This window comes from Pontibacillus sp. ALD_SL1 (assembly GCF_017355605.1).
The window spans coordinates 2,528,429-2,546,828 of sequence record NZ_CP062974.1 but is presented as its reverse complement, the minus strand read 5'-3'; the positions used below and the strand labels follow the sequence as shown (position 1 = coordinate 2,546,828).

Annotated in this window: 20 protein-coding genes; 17 read left to right on the top strand and 3 right to left on the bottom strand. The window is 39.3% G+C overall.

Features of this window, described 5'->3' with window-relative positions:
• From ybeY to IMZ31_RS12925, 14 genes are all read left to right on the top strand, one after another.
• The gene (ybeY, locus tag IMZ31_RS12990; RefSeq protein ID WP_207527757.1) at positions 1-468 is read left to right on the top strand and encodes an rRNA maturation RNase YbeY; all 468 of its coding nucleotides are present in this window, start codon (positions 1-3) and stop codon (positions 466-468) included.
• The gene (locus tag IMZ31_RS12985) at positions 443-814 is read left to right on the top strand and encodes a diacylglycerol kinase family protein (protein ID WP_207527756.1); all 372 of its coding nucleotides are present in this window, start codon (positions 443-445) and stop codon (positions 812-814) included. The genes ybeY and IMZ31_RS12985 overlap by 26 nt, the downstream gene beginning before the upstream one ends.
• Positions 815-1,618: 804 nt before the next feature.
• Positions 1,619-2,521 carry a GTPase Era gene (era, locus tag IMZ31_RS12980; protein WP_207527755.1) on the top strand — a complete coding sequence of 301 codons (903 nt, stop codon included), beginning with the start codon at positions 1,619-1,621 and terminating at the stop codon, positions 2,519-2,521.
• Between the two features lie 95 nt (positions 2,522-2,616).
• Positions 2,617-2,763 (top strand): YqzL family protein, encoded by a 147-nt coding sequence (locus tag IMZ31_RS12975; protein WP_207527754.1) that lies wholly within the window; start codon positions 2,617-2,619, stop codon positions 2,761-2,763.
• Positions 2,764-2,789: 26 nt separating this feature from the next.
• Entirely contained in the window at positions 2,790-3,533 is a 744-nt protein-coding gene (gene recO / locus IMZ31_RS12970; RefSeq protein ID WP_371825451.1) for a DNA repair protein RecO, read from the top strand.
• A 260-nt stretch (positions 3,534-3,793) separates the two neighbouring features.
• Positions 3,794-4,423: a transcriptional regulator CcpN gene (locus IMZ31_RS12965; RefSeq protein ID WP_207527752.1), complete on the top strand. Its 630-nt coding sequence runs from the start codon at positions 3,794-3,796 to the stop codon at positions 4,421-4,423.
• A gap of 18 nt (positions 4,424-4,441) precedes the next feature.
• Complete coding sequence (locus IMZ31_RS12960; RefSeq protein WP_207527751.1) at positions 4,442-5,248, top strand: pyruvate, water dikinase regulatory protein; 807 nt, start codon at positions 4,442-4,444, stop codon at positions 5,246-5,248.
• 502 nt (positions 5,249-5,750) lie between these two features.
• A complete protein-coding gene (gene dnaG, locus IMZ31_RS12955) occupies positions 5,751-7,574 on the top strand; it encodes a DNA primase (protein WP_207527750.1) in 1,824 nt (607 codons plus the stop codon).
• Positions 7,575-7,610: 36 nt separating this feature from the next.
• Positions 7,611-8,735, top strand: a complete 1,125-nt coding sequence (gene rpoD, locus IMZ31_RS12950) for an RNA polymerase sigma factor RpoD (RefSeq protein WP_188651484.1) — start codon at positions 7,611-7,613, stop codon at positions 8,733-8,735.
• A gap of 101 nt (positions 8,736-8,836) precedes the next feature.
• Positions 8,837-9,373, top strand: a complete 537-nt coding sequence (locus IMZ31_RS12945) for a hypothetical protein (RefSeq protein ID WP_207527749.1) — start codon at positions 8,837-8,839, stop codon at positions 9,371-9,373.
• Between the two features lie 101 nt (positions 9,374-9,474).
• Positions 9,475-9,852 carry a cytochrome c550 gene (gene cccA / locus IMZ31_RS12940; protein ID WP_207527748.1) on the top strand — a complete coding sequence of 126 codons (378 nt, stop codon included), beginning with the start codon at positions 9,475-9,477 and terminating at the stop codon, positions 9,850-9,852.
• Positions 9,853-10,513: 661 nt separating this feature from the next.
• On the top strand, positions 10,514-11,224 hold the full coding sequence (locus IMZ31_RS12935; protein ID WP_207527747.1) for a tRNA (adenine(22)-N(1))-methyltransferase: 711 nt from the start codon (positions 10,514-10,516) through the stop codon (positions 11,222-11,224).
• Positions 11,217-12,338, top strand: a complete 1,122-nt coding sequence (locus IMZ31_RS12930; protein WP_207527746.1) for a Nif3-like dinuclear metal center hexameric protein — start codon at positions 11,217-11,219, stop codon at positions 12,336-12,338. Before IMZ31_RS12935 ends, IMZ31_RS12930 begins: the two co-directional genes overlap by 8 nt.
• A gap of 17 nt (positions 12,339-12,355) precedes the next feature.
• Positions 12,356-12,853, top strand: a complete 498-nt coding sequence (locus IMZ31_RS12925; protein WP_207527745.1) for a peroxidase-related enzyme — start codon at positions 12,356-12,358, stop codon at positions 12,851-12,853.
• Between the two features lie 39 nt (positions 12,854-12,892).
• Here the strand turns inward: IMZ31_RS12925 and IMZ31_RS12920 are convergent, their stop codons facing one another.
• Entirely contained in the window at positions 12,893-13,840 is a 948-nt protein-coding gene (locus IMZ31_RS12920) for a 4-hydroxy-3-methylbut-2-enyl diphosphate reductase (protein ID WP_207527744.1), read from the bottom strand.
• Positions 13,841-14,046: 206 nt separating this feature from the next.
• Between IMZ31_RS12920 and IMZ31_RS12915 the strand changes: the two genes are divergently transcribed.
• A complete protein-coding gene (locus IMZ31_RS12915) occupies positions 14,047-15,375 on the top strand; it encodes a DEAD/DEAH box helicase (RefSeq protein WP_207527743.1) in 1,329 nt (442 codons plus the stop codon).
• Positions 15,376-15,601: 226 nt separating this feature from the next.
• On the opposite strand, the gene IMZ31_RS12910 is transcribed toward IMZ31_RS12915, so the two are convergent.
• Both IMZ31_RS12910 and IMZ31_RS12905 read right to left on the bottom strand, forming a co-directional pair.
• Complete coding sequence (locus tag IMZ31_RS12910) at positions 15,602-16,501, bottom strand: deoxyribonuclease IV (RefSeq protein WP_207527742.1); 900 nt, start codon at positions 16,499-16,501, stop codon at positions 15,602-15,604.
• A 120-nt stretch (positions 16,502-16,621) separates the two neighbouring features.
• Positions 16,622-16,894 carry a DUF2624 domain-containing protein gene (locus IMZ31_RS12905; RefSeq protein WP_242705719.1) on the bottom strand — a complete coding sequence of 91 codons (273 nt, stop codon included), beginning with the start codon at positions 16,892-16,894 and terminating at the stop codon, positions 16,622-16,624.
• A 195-nt stretch (positions 16,895-17,089) separates the two neighbouring features.
• Between IMZ31_RS12905 and IMZ31_RS12900 the strand changes: the two genes are divergently transcribed.
• Together IMZ31_RS12900 and IMZ31_RS24475 are read left to right on the top strand one after the other, a co-directional pair.
• Complete coding sequence (locus tag IMZ31_RS12900) at positions 17,090-17,797, top strand: transglycosylase SLT domain-containing protein (protein WP_242705563.1); 708 nt, start codon at positions 17,090-17,092, stop codon at positions 17,795-17,797.
• A 115-nt stretch (positions 17,798-17,912) separates the two neighbouring features.
• Positions 17,913-18,380: a DUF4190 domain-containing protein gene (locus tag IMZ31_RS24475; protein ID WP_242705562.1), complete on the top strand. Its 468-nt coding sequence runs from the start codon at positions 17,913-17,915 to the stop codon at positions 18,378-18,380.
• The last annotated feature ends 20 nt before the right edge of the window (positions 18,381-18,400 follow it).

Below are 18,400 nucleotides of genomic sequence, written 5' to 3'. Positions count from 1 at the left end.
ATGTACATTGATTTTCACGATGAAACGAACTCTGTAGAAGAAGATTACATTGATTTAATTCAACGCATCTTAGATTTCGCCTCAAATCAGGAGAACGTAACAGATGAAGCCGAGTTATCGGTATCTTTTGTTGATAACAAAGAAATTCAAATCATTAACCGAAATTACCGTCAGAAGGACGAACCAACTGATGTGATCTCTTTCGCTATGCAAGAAGAAGGAGATGGGGAAATGAAGATCATGGGGGCAGAGATGCCACTTCTACTTGGAGATATTGTCATTTCTGTTGATCGGGCGAAGGAACAAGCTGAAGAATACAATCATACTTATGAGCGTGAACTTGGCTTTTTGGCTCTTCATGGTTTCCTGCACTTGCTTGGATATGACCATTTGAACGAAGAGGATGAAAAGAAAATGTTCTCACGCCAAGAGGAAATTTTACATGAGTTCGGGCTCAAACGAAACTAAGAAAAAGAAGCTGATTGGCTTTTCCTTTGCTTTTCAAGGTGTGTGGGAAGTTCTCAAGACAGAAAGAAATTTCAGGATTCATATAACTGTATCTGCCATTGTTGTTTTGGCTGGTTTTCTTTTTGATCTAGCTGCCTGGGAATGGGTAGCGGTCACTACCATTATGGCAATGGTGATTATATTAGAAATGATTAACTCGGTAATAGAGCGTATTATGGATTTTTTATCGCCAGAACATCATCCCCTTGTAGGGGAAATTAAAGACATATCAGCTGGAGCGGTACTCGTTGCCGCGCTAGCTTCTGTTATTATTGCGTGTATTATATTTCTTCCTAAACTATTCTAAGAAGACCTGGGAACTCTTTTTCCAGGTCTTTTTTTATTTGATGGAGGTCTTGAAGATTCTAAACTGAGAGAATGTTTCCTTAAGCGTTATTGGAGCGTAAGGTGATTCGGGAAATCACTCGCTTTCCGCGGCGAGCTGGGGAGCCTCCTCAATCGCTCCGCGATTTCCGGGGTCTCCCCTAGATTGAAAAGTGCAGGCGTGGTGCTTAGGACCGTACGGATAAGACAGCTTTTTGGAAAAGGCGTTTAGCCTTTGGAAAAAAGATGACTTATCACGCTAGGTCCTCCACGCCGGAACTAGACTGGCTCCTTCTGCCGCAGGAGTCTCGCAATTTCCCGAACCACCTTTCCCGTGTATGGTGTAACGGAAACATGGGATATAGCAATATCTTCAACCTTCACAAGCGGGGCCGTTCGCAAAATAATAGCCAGGGGTGTCTGGGGAACGGGGAGACTCCTGCGGGAGAAAGAGGTCGACGAGACCCCGCAGGGTGGTTTCCCCGAGGAGGCTCGACAGCTCGCCCGCGGAAAGCGAGTCGTTCCCCAGACACCCCGAGCACTCAACAAACGTAACGCCCCTATCTATACTAAGAAGGTAATGAAACGGATAGCGTTATAGAATACGTAAAAAGGGGTGTGGGGAATCGAAATTTGGCGCAATTTGTAGTGCGGTAAATGCCTTTTGTTTTCTTGTAATTTCGTAACTGCTTTTGTCGATTGCATGAAATGAAGGCGAATTTGTAGTAAAATAGAAAAAAATCAAAGTTGATTTAAGGAATAATCATCAAAGCATGGAGGATACAACATGGAATCAGAGTTCAAATCAGGATTTATATCCATTATCGGACGACCTAACGTAGGAAAATCCACATTTATGAATCGAGTAATTGGTGAGAAGATTGCCATTATGAGCGATAAGGCACAAACGACTCGTAATAAGATACAAGGGGTTTACACACAAGACGATGCCCAATTGGTATTTATTGATACACCAGGAATTCACAAACCAAAACATAAACTAGGTAGCTTCATGGTTAATGTAGCTGAACAAAGTATGAACGAAGTAGATCTTGTATTGTTTATGGTTAATGCTAAAGAAGGCTTTGGGCGTGGAGATGAATTTATTATTAATATGCTTCAGAAAGTGAGACAGCCTGTCTTCCTCATTGTAAATAAACTAGATCAAGTTCACCCGGATGAGTTAATTAAGATCATTGATGAGTATCGTACAAAATACGACTTCGCAGAGATTGTACCGATTTCTGCATTAGAGGGAAACAATGTAGATAATTTACTCAAACTGATGGTTGAGCAGATGCCAGAAGGTCCGCAGTTTTATCCAGAAGATATGATTACTGACCACCCTGAACGCTTTGTTATTAGTGAATTAATCCGTGAGAAAGCCTTACATCTAACACGTGAAGAGGTCCCGCATTCGATTGCCGTTGTGATTGAAGGTATTGAAGAACGAGAGAATGAAAAGGTGAATGTGCAAGCTTCTATCATTGTCGAACGCTCAAGTCAAAAAGGTATTATAATTGGTAAACAAGGGTCTATGTTGAAAGAAATTGGCCAGAGAGCTCGTAAAGATATTGAATCTTTACTTGGTACGAAAATTTATTTAGAGCTCTTTGTAAAAGTTCAAAAGGACTGGCGTAATCGCGCTAATCAGCTACAAGAGTATGGATATCGTGAAGACGAATATTGATTTGGTAAATATTAAGGTACATGAGTGTCTCCGTTTAAGGTCAATCTAAGATCAATCATACATTTTCTTAATCCAATAGAAAGGTGGGGTTTCTTGTGCTCGACTTTACATGGAAGGTTTTTAGTCAAACAGGAAACATTGAAACCTATTTATTATTGAAGGAATTGGAAACTACTGATAGTGAAGGTTCACAAGCTAGAGAACACAATGAAGACTATGCAGAATTTGATCGACAGTTGTAGAGAAAGAAGTTAGGTGAGTTGAATTGTTGGAAAAGGTAGAGGGGATTGTTATCCGGACAGGTGATTACGGGGAAACGAATAAAATTGTCACCTTGTTCACACGAGAAAAGGGTAAAATTGCAGTGATGGCTAGAGGTGCAAAAAAACCGAAAAGTCGATTAACTGCCATAACCCAACCGTTCGTGTATGCATCTTTTCTTGTACAAATGGGCTCCAATATGGGAACTTTGCAACAAGGAGAGGTGCTGTATTCATTACGTTCCATTAGAGAAGATATTGTTAAAACGGCATATGCTTCTTATATGGCAGAACTAACTGATAAGCTGCAGGAGCAAAACAAGCCTGATCCTTTTTTGTTTCAGCAGCTCTTACAAACATTTATTTGGATTACAGAAGATAAAGATTTAGATATTTTGCTCTTTATGTATGAGATGAAGATGTTTCGTAAAGGCGGCTTCGCACCTGAAGTTCACCGATGCGTGAATTGTGGGTCTGAAGAAGAGCCTTTTTCTTTTTCTGTGCAAGAAGGGGGCATTTTATGTACAAGGTGCCGCCATTTAGATTCCCACTCATACGGACTTGCTCCAAATCTTTTGAAATTATTACGTATTTGTCTAGAGGTCGATGTGACGAGGGTTGGGAACATATCCGTTAAACAAGAAAATAAGGACCGACTTAAGCAGATGATATCCGAATATTATGATCGTTATGGTGGGTATTACCTGAAATCAAAGAAGTTCTTAAATCAGCTGGACTGGTTGAAAGAGTAGCGTAATGTTTGACATTTAAAGTACCGTTCAGTATTCTAGCTAAGCGCATAATGAATAAACATGAAGTTCACTCGTCTTTATTCCTCGGTGTTAGAGGTATAGGGACGAGGTTTTTCACTTTTAAGGGTTATATGGTTTGATGATGTGAAACAACCCCTCGCTCTTCTTTAGGTTGATAAAGAGGACAGTTCTTCCCACTCGCTCTAAAATGAGATATAATATTTAAAATAGTATGACACATAGTAATAGGTGGTGAAAAGGTGGATTTAACACAGCGGCAAGAACACATTATTGAGATTGTGAAAGAGAACGGACCAATTACGGGTGAAAATATAGCAGAGCGTCTGAGTTTAACGAGGGCAACCTTACGACCTGATTTAGCTATACTAACAATGGCGGGTTATTTAGATGCAAGACCAAGAGTTGGTTATTTTTACACGGGCAAGACTGGATCTGAGCTTCTTACCGAGAAACTAAAAAAGTTTAAAGTTCAGGAGTTTCAATCTATTCCTGTTGTCGTGCATGAGAATGTTTCCGTTTATGATGCGATATGTACCATGTTTTTAGAGGATGTTGGAACTCTCTTTGTTGTGAATGATCATGCTAAGTTAGTAGGCGTTTTATCTCGTAAAGATTTACTACGCGCAAGTATAGGGAATCAGGATTTACGAGAGATTCCCGTTCATATTATAATGACAAGGATGCCTAATGTTACGATTTGTTATAAAGAGGATTTATTGTTAGAAGCAGGCCAAATGCTAATTGACAAGCAAATTGATGCACTACCAGTGGTGAAAGATGATGATGATGGTTATGAAGTAATTGGTCGACTAACAAAAACGAATTTAACCAAAGCATTAGTTGAACTAGGTCGTGATGAACGGATCTAAATGTGAGGAGGGGAAAGAATGGGCAAACCAATTGTATATGTTGTATCAGATTCAGTAGGAGAGACAGCTGAATTAGTTGTGAAAGCTTCTATAAGTCAATTTAATAACAGTAATTTTGAAATCCAACGCATTCCCTATATTGAAGATAAAGCTACTTTGAAAGAAGCTGTACTTCAAGCGAGAGATCACGAGGCAATGATTGGTTTCACACTAGTCATTCCTGAGTTCCGAGAATACTTATTGCAGGAAGCTAAAGAGAATGGTGTAACAGCAATTGATATAATAGGTCCTTTTATTGACCAAATTGAAAAACAGTATGGAAAGAAGCCGCGCTTAGAACCTGGTTTAGTGCATAAGTTGGATGAAGATTATTTTAAACGCGTCGAAGCCATTGAATTTGCTGTGAAATATGACGATGGTAGAGACCCAAGAGGCATCTTAAAAGCAGACGTTGTTTTGATAGGCGTTTCAAGAACATCTAAGACTCCATTATCTCAGTACTTGGCACATAAACGCTTAAAGGTAGCTAACGTTCCTATCGTTCCTGAAGTGGATCCACCTGAAGAGCTTTTTAAAGTAAACCCTTCAAAGTGTATTGGTCTAAAAATCAGCGCTGAGAAGTTAAATGATATTCGAAAAGAGCGTTTGAAAGCTTTAGGATTGGATGACCAAGCTACTTATGCTAATATGGAACGCATCCATCATGAGTTAGATCACTTTAATTCTGTAGTTGATCGTATTCAGTGTGATGTCATTAACGTTTCAAATAAAGCTGTAGAAGAGACTGCCAATACGATTCTTAATCGTATCCATTCAAAATCGTAAAACAAAACACAGGTTGTGCGCCTGTGTTTTCTCTTGCATTTATGACGTTTTAGTGTGAAAATATCCGCTCATTTAACAAAAAAATCGTGGTAATTCAATCTTTGTTGTATTATAATTGTATTTTGTGAAAAAATGTTTCTATGGTTTGCGTAAGGAAATAGAGGGGAATGGATGCTATGTCCCGTAATTTGAGTAGAAGGAATGACTTTTCAGAAAGTTAAAACTTATATTCTTAGAGAAGGAATCCTGACAGGAATGTAGAATACATGACTATAGCCGGCATCCTTCTAGGAATTGTCGAAAGATCCCTATGTGGGAGTCTCTTAGTTCTAAAGTAACGGAGAGGTCATCATAATCTTGCGTTTCTTACGAGATGAAGGGATAACTAAGTGATTGTATGGCCTTAGGACTAGTGGGGGGTTATGCAAGACTTGAAAAATCTTGTCGAATATTGAAGGGATTTTATGTTCCTTCTAGAATAAAAAGTAAACATGGTGATTGTATGTCTAACCGCATTCCAGAAAGTATCATCGAGGAGATCAGGAACTCCAACGACATTGTAGATGTTGTCGGTGAATACGTTCAACTTACAAAGAAAAGTCGGAATTACTTCGGCCTTTGTCCTTTTCATAATGAGAAAACTCCTTCTTTTTCCGTTTCTTCCGATAAGCAAATTTTTCATTGCTTTGGATGCGGAAAGGGTGGGAATGTTCTCACCTTTATTCGCGAGATCGAGGGCGCTTCCTTTCAGGAAGCGATCCGTATTCTTGCTGATAAAAGTGGCCATCATGTACCAGAACAGGATACTGGCGATCAAGATCAATCTGATCCAAAGCATCAGGAAAACCAAACACTCCTTGAGGCGCATGGCTGGTTAACTAAATTGTACCATCATTTGTTGCGACATACAAAAGAAGGTAAAGATGGATATGAGCATCTGAAAGAGAGAGGCCTGTCTGATGAAGTTATTGATGCTTTTCAGTTAGGGTTCGCTCCAAACTCTAAAGAGTTCACAATGAAATTTTTAGAGAATAAAGGATTCCATCCTCAAACGATGGTTAAAGGAGGCTTGCTCTCATATCGAGAAGATGGTCATTACGGTGACCGTTTTAGAGGTAGAGTCATTTTTCCCATTCGAAACCATCAAGGAAAGACGGTTGCATTTAGTGGACGTAGCGTAAATGGTGGCGAGCCTAAATACTTGAATAGCCCCGAAACGGATTTATTCCAAAAAGGGAAGTTACTTTATAATTTCGATTTAGCTCGTTCAGAGATACGAAAACAAAACGAAGTCGTCTTATTTGAAGGACAAATGGATGTTATATCTGCTTACCAAGGTGGTATTAAACATGGAATAGCCACATTAGGTACAGCTATCTCAGAGCCACAAGCTAAGTTAATACGTAGGTATGTGGAACGGGTAGTTGTGTGCTATGATGCTGACAAAGCAGGCCAAGATGCATCTTATAAAGCTGCTAACCTACTGAAAAAAGTAGGCTGTGATGTACGAATAGCACAAATGAAAGAAGGATCAGATCCTGATGAATATATACGGTCACACGGAAGTGAAAGCTTTCGAAAACATGTACTAGATGCAGCTGTGACGTATATGGGATTTATGATAAACCACTTGAAACAAGGGTTTAACTTAAAAAATGAAGGAGATCGGATCCAATACATCGAACGTGTGTTAGATGAGGTCTCTAAAATCAGTAAACCACTAGAGAGGGATCATTATCTCCGGGAACTAGCGGGCGAATATGATCTTTCAATAGATGTTTTAGAACAAGAAATCATAAACCGTCGAAAAAAGCAAGGGCTTGATAAGGATAAGAATCCTGAGACTAGCTATACTAATAATTACAAAGAAACTTCTAGAAAGAAACAGAAATTGCTTCCAGCATTTCATAATGCTGAGCGGCAATTGATCTATTATATGATGCATGATGCTTCTGTGTCTTATAAGGTACAGGAACAATTGGGCGGAGCTTTTAATTTAAATGAGCATCAAGTCATTGTGACATATCTTTACGCTTACTACGAAGAAGGGTATGAAGCCAATCCTGGGCAATTTATCGAACAATTACCAGATGCTTCATTACAAAGTTTAGTAAGTGAAATTGCTATGTTAAAGCTTCAACCTGACCTTAGTGATGCGGAAGTCAATGATTATATACGTGTCATCTCTAACAAGAGAAGTGAACAAGAGAGCATTTCATCGCTTGAACTGGAACAGAAAGAAGCTGAACGTCAAAATGATCCAGTGAAAGCAGCGCAAATTGCAATGAGGATCATTGAGTTAAAGAAGCAGTTAAAATCTCAATAGTTTGGTATAGAAGGAAGTTTGGAAGGAGGGGGACTCATGGCAGAGCAAAAGCAGCCATCAAGTTCGAAATCAACAGAGAATGAGCTAACCCTAGAACAGGCGAAGGAACAGGTGCTTGAATTAGGGAAAAAGCGTGGTATTTTAGCTTATGAAGAAGTAGCTGAGCGCTTATCCAGTTATGAGCTAGATTCAGAAGCCATGGATGAATTTTATGAATATTTAAGTGACCAGGGTGTCGAAATAATCGGTGACTCTGAAGCAGATCCAAGCATGAAACAGCTGGATAAGGAAGAAGAGTTTGATTTAAACGATTTAAGCGTCCCGCCTGGGGTGAAGATTAATGACCCTGTACGTATGTATCTAAAAGAAATTGGTCGTGTGGACCTATTATCAGCTGAAGAAGAAATCAATCTGGCACAGCGTATAGAAAACGGGGATGAAGAGGCTAAAAGGCGTTTGGCTGAAGCTAACCTTCGTCTTGTGGTAAGTATTGCGAAACGTTATGTGGGTAGAGGCATGTTGTTCCTTGATTTGATTCAAGAAGGTAACATGGGACTTATTAAGGCCGTTGAAAAATTTGATTATCGCAAAGGGTACAAATTTAGTACGTATGCAACATGGTGGATACGTCAGGCAATTACACGTGCTATTGCAGACCAGGCTCGTACAATTCGTATTCCAGTTCATATGGTCGAAACCATTAACAAATTAATTCGTGTGCAACGTCAATTGCTTCAAGATCTTGGTCGCGAGCCGATTCCTGAAGAAATCGCTGAAGAAATGGAGCTCACGCCTGATAAAGTAAGAGAAATTTTGAAAATTGCTCAGGAACCTGTGTCATTAGAAACGCCAATTGGTGAAGAAGATGACTCTCACTTAGGAGATTTCATTGAAGACCAAGAAGCTACATCACCATCTGACCATGCAGCTTATGAGTTGCTAAAGGAACAATTAGAAGATGTTCTTGACACATTAACGGATCGTGAGGAAAACGTTCTTCGCTTGCGTTTTGGCTTGGACGATGGCCGTACACGAACCCTTGAAGAAGTCGGGAAAGTATTTGGTGTTACACGTGAACGAATTCGTCAAATTGAGGCGAAAGCACTTCGTAAATTACGTCACCCTAGTCGTAGCAAACGATTAAAGGATTTCTTGGAATAGAGTAAATTGATAATGCCATATACAACTCAGTCATTGTGTACCTAATAGGGTGCACAGTGGCTGTGTATTTTTTATCCTTGAGTCTCAAGGGGTGAAGCATATTGGAAGAAACACGGAAACGAGTTATTGTGAATGAAATTCATTACTGGAAAAACCATCAGTTGCTTCCTAAGGAATACTGCGACTTTTTGCTTGCTTTATATACTGAAGGAGAAGAAGATGTATCGTCAGATAAGAAAGCGTTTCCGTATAGATCTTGGTTCACTTTCGTCTGTATTATGATTCTGTTATCGCTTCTTCCGAGTTCGTTTCTTGTCATTTATTTTACTGAAATATCCATGCTAATGCAAACGGGTTTACATTTAATTTTTTTAACCTTTACTGCATTTGGATATTGGTATCTTAAAAAGGCAAACTCCATTTATGTACATATTGCAATCATTGTTTTCTTATTAATCTTGTTTATATTTTCTGTTTATATAGTACAAATGAAAGCTCAACAAATGGTTCTGCTCCATATAACCATTTTAATTAATTGCATACTATGGATTTTTATAGGAGTTTGGAAGAAAGTGTTTTACCTAATTGCATCAGGTATTATAGGCTTTGTAATGTGGTTGTTGTTTATCTTTTTTTAGATTTAACATCTTTTTCCCTTTTCTATAGTAGCGTTTTCAAGTAAAATATATGTAGTTTGTCCTAACCGTGGAAATGGGGATTACATAAGGAGGAAATAAGCATGAAACGAAACCCAGTTATGCCTTATGCTTTAATTGCTGTACTTGGTATAACCCTTATGATTATTATTGGTTTTGTGGGATTAAACCAAATGGATCAAGCGGAAGAAGGTAAAGAAGGCGAGAAAACAGCTGAAGAGGGTGGAAGCGGCGATGCAGGTGCTGCTAATCCTGAAGAAATTTACTCTCAGACGTGTGCAGGATGTCACGGGCAAGATCTATCAGGTCAAGTAGGACCTAACCTTCAAACCATCGGAAGTAAGCTTTCCAAAGAAGATATCAAAGGGATTATTCAAAATGGTCAAGGCGGTATGCCTGCTCAGAACTTGAATGCTGAAAAGACAGAAGCTGTATCAAAATGGCTATCTGAAAAGAAATAACCAAAGAAGAAAAGCTTTCTGCTGAAGCAGAAGGCTTTTCTTTTTTATGAATGATAAGCTGTAGGATACACGCAACCTACTTATAGTCCTTGCTAATGATATGGGTAGTAATTTTGAATACTCGAAGCTGAGAATGTTTCTGTTAGCTTTAGTACGGTGTAGGGTGGGCCTGGAAACCACTTGCTTTCCTCTGGGAGAACTAGCCTGTCTCTTCTGCCCACAGGAGTCTCGCAGTATCCAGGCCCACCTTTGCCATACAAGGAGGAACGAAAACATGCCATATAGGGTGTGATCAGACCTCCTGATGGGAACTTCTAGGCCGTTCACCTCTTTAAAGCCAGGGTTTGCTCGGGGACTGCGAGACTCCCGCGGAAAAAAGAGCCTAGGGAAGACCCCACAGAGAGCGTAGCGAACGAGGAGGCTTCCCAGCTCCCCGCAGGAAAGCGAGTTGTCCCCGAGCAAGCCCAACCACTCATCAAACATAACGGTCCCTTCCGGCTAAAATATCTTATCTTCAATTGTTCCATATATGGGAGCTTATATAGAACACCTTGACGGGATAGTTTTCTGTAGGAAGAGAAGCTAACCTAGAAAATGTCTTGTACTTTTTATCCGTGGTGTGGTAAGACTATTAATAGATTTCAGTAAAGTGGTGAGATAATTGAAACAAACAGAACTATCAAGAAGATTAAAAGCGGTGGCCTCATTTATATACAAAGGGGCTACATTTGCAGATATTGGTTCAGACCATGCTTATTTGCCTGCATATGTGTGTGAGCGTGATCCTGATGCTCGAGCTATTGCCGGAGAGGTGAATGAGGGTCCATTTCAGTCTGCTCAGTCCCATATAAACAAACAACAGTTAAAAGATAAGGTAACGGTCAGAAAAGGAAATGGTCTTGCTGTATTAAATGAGAATGAAGTTGAACTTGTAACAATCGCAGGAATGGGCGGAAAATTGATTAAGACCATTTTAGAGGAAGGCAAAGAGAAACTGGGGAAGGTGCAAAGAATTATCGCCCAGCCCAATCTGGATGCTCAAGTCGTACGTTTATGGTTCTTACATAATGGATATGAGCTTATTGAAGAGACGATTATTGAAGAAGATGGACATATCTATGAAGTCTTAATAGGAGATCGTAGTGATGCTCCTTGGAAGCCTTACGGGGCAGAGCGCGAAAAAGAACTTCTTTTCGGTCCGTTTTTGCGAAAAGAACAGTCGGATCCGTTTATTTCTAAATGGCAAGGGGAAGCTGACAAATTACAGTTTGTCTTAAACCAAATGAAACAGGCGAAGCAACCCGATCTTGATAAAGTGAAAGAATTCGAAACCCAATATAATTGGATACAGGAGGAGATCACAAATGAGTAAAGTAGCTACTGGTCAAGATATTATTAAATGGTTCGAAGAGTGGAGCCCTAAGCAGTTAGCTTTTGAAGGAGACCCCGTTGGACTTCATGTAGGAACATTGAATAAAAAAGTGAACAAGGTCATGGTAACTCTAGACGTATTAGAGAGCGTAGTTGATGAAGCTATAGAGAACAATGTAGATTTAATCATAGCTCACCATCCATTGCTCTTTAAACCTTTAAAACAAGTGAGTCCAGATAATGAAAAAGGTCGGATTGTTCAAAAACTTATCAAACATGATATTACAGTTTACGCTGCTCATACGAACCTGGATGTAGCTTGGGGAGGCGTTAATGATGCCATGTGTGAAGCATTAGGAGTAAATGTTAAAGATGTGTTAATTGAAACCCAAAGAGAACGCCTTTATAAAGTTGTAGTATTTGTTCCACAAACTCATGAGGATAAAGTAAGAGAAGCGCTTGGCAACGCTGGAGCAGGGCATATCGGTAACTACAGTCACTGTACTTTCCAAACGCCTGGGATTGGGGCATTTAAACCGGAAGAGGGTACTGATCCTTACATAGGTACTCAAGGAGAGATAGAAAAAGTTGATGAAGTGCGCATGGAAACAATCGTGCCACAATCAGTATTGAAAACAGTTCTGAAAGCAATGGAAGAAGCCCATCCTTACGAAGAGGTTGCCTACGATGTATATCCTTTAGAGCTTCAAGGGGAAAAGAAAGGACTCGGCCGTATGGCAGAACTGGATGAACCTATGACACTTGAGTCATTTGCAGAACGGGTAAAAGATGTCTTTGATGTACCGGCGTTACGTTTAGTTGGGGATAAGAAGAAAACGGTGAAGAATGTTGCAGTCTTAGGAGGAGATGGGAACAAATATATCTCTGCCGCTAAGCGAAAGGGAGCAGATGTATTTGTAACAGGTGATTTATATTTTCATGTAGCACATGATGCTCTAGGGATGGGGTTAAATGTTATTGATCCTGGCCACCATGTTGAGAAAGTAATGAAGAAAGCTGTTCATGATTTTCTTAAGGGGAAATTTGAACAAAAACAAATTTCAACAGACATAATGATTTCAGAAGCTCATACAGAACCATTTCAGTTTATGTAAAAGGAGGCATGTGTAATATGCCATGGATTAAACCGGCTAAACAAGCTGAGATTAAACAAATGGAAGCACTAAGTCATTTAGAACAACCGCTGCCTTTATTCAACAGACTTATTGCGAAAAGTCCTTCACTATTAGAAGCGTTTACACCTATTCAACAAGCTGTCAAAGAAACGTTTCTAACAGAAGTTCAACGCGAAACGCTTATCACTTTTGTTTCTATGCATAATGGTTGTGAATTTTGTAAGGAAAGCCATAGTCAGTTGTTGATTGAGCTGACAGGGGATAAAGATATACTTTCAAAGCTTTCTTCTTTTGAAGAAGGTTATTTTGAACAACCATTAACTCTGATGCTACGATATGCACAGAAATTAATAGCTAAGCCTGTTCAGGTGGAAAAGGAAGATGTGGAAGCGTTAAAAGATATAGGTTTATCTGATAAAGAGATAGTAGAACTTAATCATGTAATTGCCTATACAAGCTACACGAACCAAATATCAATAGGTCTTGGCTTGTAAGATTAAAAAAGGATGCCACAATTGGCATCCTTTTTTTGGTTAGGCTTTCTTCGTTTTTACTTTAGGGAGGATTTTACGCTGTTCCACTTTTGAAGTACGATCCCATGTTTCTTCATTTGAAGGATCGAAGTTTTCGATAAATCGAATCACTTCTTTAACTAGCGGGGTTGGTGTAGAAGCACCTGCTGTAATCGCAACGGTCTCAACACCTTCTAACCAATCAAGTTCGATTTCACTGACATCGGCTATTCGGTAAGCGGTGGTTCCAGCTTTCTCTTCGGATACTTGTTGCAGGCGGCAAGAGTTGTTACTTCTTGGATCACCTACTACAAGAGTAAGATCAGCCTCACCTGCTTGTTCTGCTACTGCTTCCTGGCGTACCTGAGTAGCCATACAGATTTCCTGATGGATTTCGGTTTGAGGATATTTTTCTTTTACTTTTTCCATAATATCATAGACGTCCCATTGACTCATGGTTGTCTGATTGGTAACAAGTATTTTCTCACTTGTTAGTGAGAGGTTCTCAATATCCTCCTCATGTTGAATGAGGTGCACATGATCTGGAGCAACTCCGACAGCACCTTCAGGCTCTGGGTGGCCTCGTTTGCCTATATAAACAATTTCATAATTTTCGGCTACCATCTCACGAATTAAGTCATGCGTTCGTGTCACATCAGGGCATGTAGCATCAAGGACGGTTAGCCCTTTTTCTTCGGCCCGCTTTTTCACTTCAGGTGATACACCATGTGCGGTGAAAATGACAGTTCCCTCGTGAATATCTTCTAATAAATCTAAACGATTTTTACCATCTAACGTTACAACGCCTTCGTTCTCAAATGCATCTGTTACGTGCTGATTGTGAACAATCATACCTAAAATATATAAAGGACGAGGTAAGTTTGGATCCTTAGAGGCATTACGAGCTATGACCATAGCGTCAACTACTCCGTAACAATAGCCTCTTGGAGCTATTTTAATGACTTCCATCTTTGTTCCCCCTCTTACTCCTCTTGAGTTCGAAAATATCATATCTCCCTCATATTATAAAGGTAAATGGGGCAGAATACAAAGTTAGACCATTCATTAAGAAAGAACCCTTTAAAAATCCTTAAGTGTAGCAGGAGTAAAGATGGTATAATAGAGAGAACTCTACTATAATGAAAAAGCAACAGCGATTGAAAAGGAGTACGAATATGACAGTTCAAACATTTAAATCAATGGCTCTTACTAAAGAGATGATTGATATGGTGGATCAGTTAGGTTTCCATGAGCCTACACCGATTCAAAAGAAAGTAATCCCTTCTGTTTTAAGAGGAGAAAGTTTAATTGGACAATCACATACAGGGTCAGGAAAAACTCATTCTTACCTTATCCCTTTACTAAATGGAATAGATGTTTCGCGTAAAGAAGTTCAAACCGTGATTACCGCTCCTACAAGGGAGTTGGCGACTCAAATTTATGACGAAGTTCGTAAAATGGTGCAGCTATCTGAACATGGCGATGCTCTCAAGGCGAAGCTTCTAATTGGTGGCACTGATAAACAGAAAACAATAGACAAATTAAAAGATCAGCCTCAAATTATAGTCGGTACGCCAGGGCGTATCCTTGACATGGTACAAGAAGAAGCTCTTGATGTGTATACAGCCTCTTCTTTTGTTATTGATGAAACTGACCTAATGTTTGATTTAGGTTTTATTGAAGATGTCGATCAAGTGCTTGTTCGTATGCAAGCTGATTTACAGCTACTCGTCTTTTCTGCGACGATCCCTGTAAAACTAAAGCCATTCTTGAAGAAGTACTTGGAGAATCCAACCTATATTCAAGCTGATGAAGACAAGCCCTCTCCTGAGAAAATGGAGCATCGCCTCATACCACTTCGTCATAGAGACAAAGCAGATATGATTATGAGTATTACAAAGCTCATCCATCCTTATTTGGCTATTATATTTGCCAATAAGAAAGAAAGAGCCAATGAATTAGCGCGAGAGCTGATGGATAAAGGGTTAGAAGTTGGGGTCATTCACGGCGGTTTAACACCGCGTGAGAGAAAACGTGTGGTCAAAGATATTAAAAACCTGCGCTATCAATATATAGTTGCTACGGACCTTGCTGCTCGTGGTATCGATATACAAGGTGTTAGTCACGTGATCAATGCTGATCTACCGAAAGAAGAAGAATTTTATATTCACCGTGTAGGTCGTACTGCCCGCGCTGGACTAGAAGGGACAGCGATCAACCTTTACACAGAAACGGATGAACCTCTTATTAAGAAACTTGAGAACTCAGGCTTAACGTTTGATAGTTATGATGTTAAGAAAGGTGAATTCGTACCTGTTAAAGATCGAAACCAGCGTTCAACGCGTAAAATTGATGAGAATGATACAGATAAAGAAGCGTGGACACGCGTAAAGCGACCGAAAAAAGTGAAGCCTGGTTATAAGAAAAAAATGAAATATCAACAAGAACAGATTAAAAAGAAATTAAATAAACAACAAGCTAGGCAGCGAAATAAGAGAAAATAATTTCATATGTATGCTAAAAAAGCACCAAATTGCTAAAGCGATTTGGTGCTTTTACTGTTATTTTCTAATTCATTTATGGTTTAAAAGCAACGGTTCACTAAAGTGTAATTTATAAAAAATATCGGGAAATAGGTTTGAAGTCGCATAATAAAGGATAGTTAGTATAAAAGCATGGGAAAATAAAAACCATCACTTTGTGCAAATAGCAAAGTAATGGTTTTGTTTATTATGACTGTAGTAATTTAGATCGCCAATCTGTAAAGGTTTGATTGCGTAAGCTTTCAATTTCATATTGATAAGGAGGTTTCTTATTCTTTTTATCTTCACCTACATAAGGTGTTTCAAGGATTTTAGGTCGATCAGAGAGTTGTGGATGATGAACGATATAATTTAAGGCATCAAAGCCGATATGTCCATAACCAATATTCTCGTGACGGTCTTTTCCTGCCCCGCGCTCATTTTTACTGTCATTAATGTGAAGAACTTTTAGACGGTCTAGCCCTATTGTTTTATCGAAATGGTTGAGAGTACCGTCAAAATCGTTGACGATATCGTAACCAGCATCGTGTGTATGGCACGTGTCAAAACATACGGACAAGTGTTCATTGTGCTTAACCCCATCGATAATTTTAGCGATTTGCTCAAAGTTACGACCAATTTCGCTCCCTTTTCCAGCCATGGTTTCAAGTGCAATTTGACAGGTTGTATTCGGATGATTCTCAAATACTTCATTTAAGCCTGTGATAATTTGATTGAGTCCTACTTCTTCACCTTGGCTGACGTGAGATCCTGGGTGTAGTACGATTTGAGAAGCTTTTTGCAGGGCTTCTACTCGTTCAATCTCATTAGATAGGAAGTCAACGCCGAGCTCATACACGTGTGGTTTAACGGTATTACCTATGTTGATAATATAAGCGGCGTGAACGACTAGCTCATCGATGTTATGTTGGCTCATATGTTCAAGGCCTGCGTCTATATTTAATTCTTCAATGGCTTTTCTTTTTGTGTTTTGGGGGGCACCAGTATACACCATAAATGTATTAGCGCCATAGGATGCAGCCTCTTCACTTGCACCTTGAAGCATTTTCTTTCCACTCATGGAAACGTGGGATCCTAGCTTTAGCATGCTTTGTCAGCTCCTTATTAAACGTATAAGAATACAATATTTGCAACTTATACTACTATAAATAACTTAGGGCTGTTGGTCAAATAGAAAACAAAAAGAAAAACGCCTTTATACAAGGCGTTAAAACCAGTGTGAAAGTCCGTTTTCTTTAATCATTTCCTGGAAGATTTTATTTACTTTTTGAGCCGTTTTAGGATCCGTAATTTGTGCTAATTTTTTCAGTGCTCTCATGCGATCTTTTTCGTCTAAAGGATTAAGATTTGAATTTTTTAAAAAGGCTACAATCTCAGTAGCTTGGCTTTTCGATAGGGGGACATTGAATTGACGGCTTTGTTCTAAAAGATCATGAACAGATAGGTCTCTAATTTTCTGTTTTACTACTTGTGAGATCACTTTTTTCAAAACATCACCTCATTTGTGCAGTTCTACATAGTAACCTATGAGCTGTAATTAGGAAATGTGTTAAAAAGATGGATGTATTTGGATTTGAAGTGTTTTTATTGCATTTCAATATAACTGTCGTTAATATAGTTTAGGTCCTTTCGACTCAACACTTATATTGAAAAAATTTAAAGAGGAGGGGATTTTGTGGATCGTGCAAGACCTTATGTGCAGCTACTTTTAGTTTGTTTATATATTACTTTGTTCTTTATAGTTGTTATGTATTTTTACGGAGAACAGACAAAAGAGCTACAAACAGAAAATAAAAACCTGCAAGCGCAGGTTAAAGATTTAGAATCCCAAAATCAATACTTAACCGCTATGCCTACTGAATTTAAAGAGAAAAATGGATATGACATGTGGCCCGGACTTGAAAAAACTGCCGATCGTATGGTTACAGAAAGTGAAGGAGAATTTAATAAATCCTGGGCTCTCTATTTAGCAAGGGAATCAAAACGCTATGATATCAATCCTTATCTTGTTTATGAATTGCTAAAAGTCGAAACAGGTGGCACATTTGATCCGACCCTTGTAGGGCCAGAGACTAAATATGGACATGCTTATGGTATGGCTCAGTTTATGACAAATACAGCACCATGGATTGCGGATATGGGGGATTTACCTTATAAGAAAGAACTTCTATTTGACCCTTATTATGCTATGCAATTATCACTTATTTATCTTGATTACCTTCACCATGAATATGGAAATTGGGATGAAGCTCTAACCGCCTACCATCGTGGCATGGGAGGGCTAGAAAAATATAAAGAAGAGAATGGTCATGCCGAAAGTTGGTATGCTGTTGAAATACAGCAAAAAGCAAAAACGCATGACGCGGTTGCTGTAGCACCATAATTGTATGGAAAGAGTCCTTTAGAGGGCTCTTTTTTTAATGCAAAATGTACCATCATAGTTCTTCCTCATTCCTCACAAGCTAAGTGTGCACCTCTACAGAAAGCGAGGGATGTATATGGAATACGAAGATAAGCAAAAAGAAGAAAACCATGATCATAAAGAACACGTTGAAGAAGGACCTCACTACGGGGATGAAAAAGAGAGTGAGATGAAAAAGATTGATGATGGTCAATCTTATGATGAAGTTTATAATGAGGTTGAGGTAGCTGAGGGTGGAGTTTACGCGGGAACTGGTGACGTGGAGTTCGCTCAAGAAGCAGCCATTGATGCTAAAACAGTTCGTGAACCGATCAAATCCGACGAAAAAGAATCTGATATGGATAATGATGTCCATGCAGGTATGGGATGGTTGGCGGTTGTTCTTTCAGTTGTCTCTTTCTTTATCATGCCGGTAATTCTAGGGGCAGCAGGGATTATTGTTGGGTTTATGGCAAGGCGCAGAGGTGCAGAGACGCTCGGGAACACTGCGATTGTAGCTGGGGCTATTTCTGTAGTCCTTTCTCTTGTATTTGCTCCATTTTAATAAAAAAGCTGGCCAATTGG

Excerpts from the sequence above, each read along its gene's own strand:
- ybeY (WP_207527757.1), top strand. The coding sequence starts at position 1 with ATGTACATTGATTTTCACGATGAAACGAACTCTGTAGAAGAAGATTAC.
- IMZ31_RS12985 (WP_207527756.1), top strand. The coding sequence starts at position 443 with ATGAGTTCGGGCTCAAACGAAACTAAGAAAAAGAAGCTGATTGGCTTT.
- era (WP_207527755.1), top strand. The coding sequence starts at position 1,619 with ATGGAATCAGAGTTCAAATCAGGATTTATATCCATTATCGGACGACCT.
- IMZ31_RS12960 (WP_207527751.1), top strand. The coding sequence starts at position 4,442 with ATGGGCAAACCAATTGTATATGTTGTATCAGATTCAGTAGGAGAGACA.
- dnaG (WP_207527750.1), top strand. The coding sequence starts at position 5,751 with ATGTCTAACCGCATTCCAGAAAGTATCATCGAGGAGATCAGGAACTCC.
- rpoD (WP_188651484.1), top strand. The coding sequence starts at position 7,611 with ATGGCAGAGCAAAAGCAGCCATCAAGTTCGAAATCAACAGAGAATGAG.
- cccA (WP_207527748.1), top strand. The coding sequence starts at position 9,475 with ATGAAACGAAACCCAGTTATGCCTTATGCTTTAATTGCTGTACTTGGT.
- IMZ31_RS12930 (WP_207527746.1), top strand. The coding sequence starts at position 11,217 with ATGAGTAAAGTAGCTACTGGTCAAGATATTATTAAATGGTTCGAAGAG.
- IMZ31_RS12925 (WP_207527745.1), top strand. The coding sequence starts at position 12,356 with ATGCCATGGATTAAACCGGCTAAACAAGCTGAGATTAAACAAATGGAA.
- IMZ31_RS12920 (WP_207527744.1), bottom strand. The coding sequence starts at position 13,840 with ATGGAAGTCATTAAAATAGCTCCAAGAGGCTATTGTTACGGAGTAGTT.
- IMZ31_RS12915 (WP_207527743.1), top strand. The coding sequence starts at position 14,047 with ATGACAGTTCAAACATTTAAATCAATGGCTCTTACTAAAGAGATGATT.
- IMZ31_RS12910 (WP_207527742.1), bottom strand. The coding sequence starts at position 16,501 with ATGCTAAAGCTAGGATCCCACGTTTCCATGAGTGGAAAGAAAATGCTT.
- IMZ31_RS24475 (WP_242705562.1), top strand. The coding sequence starts at position 17,913 with ATGGAATACGAAGATAAGCAAAAAGAAGAAAACCATGATCATAAAGAA.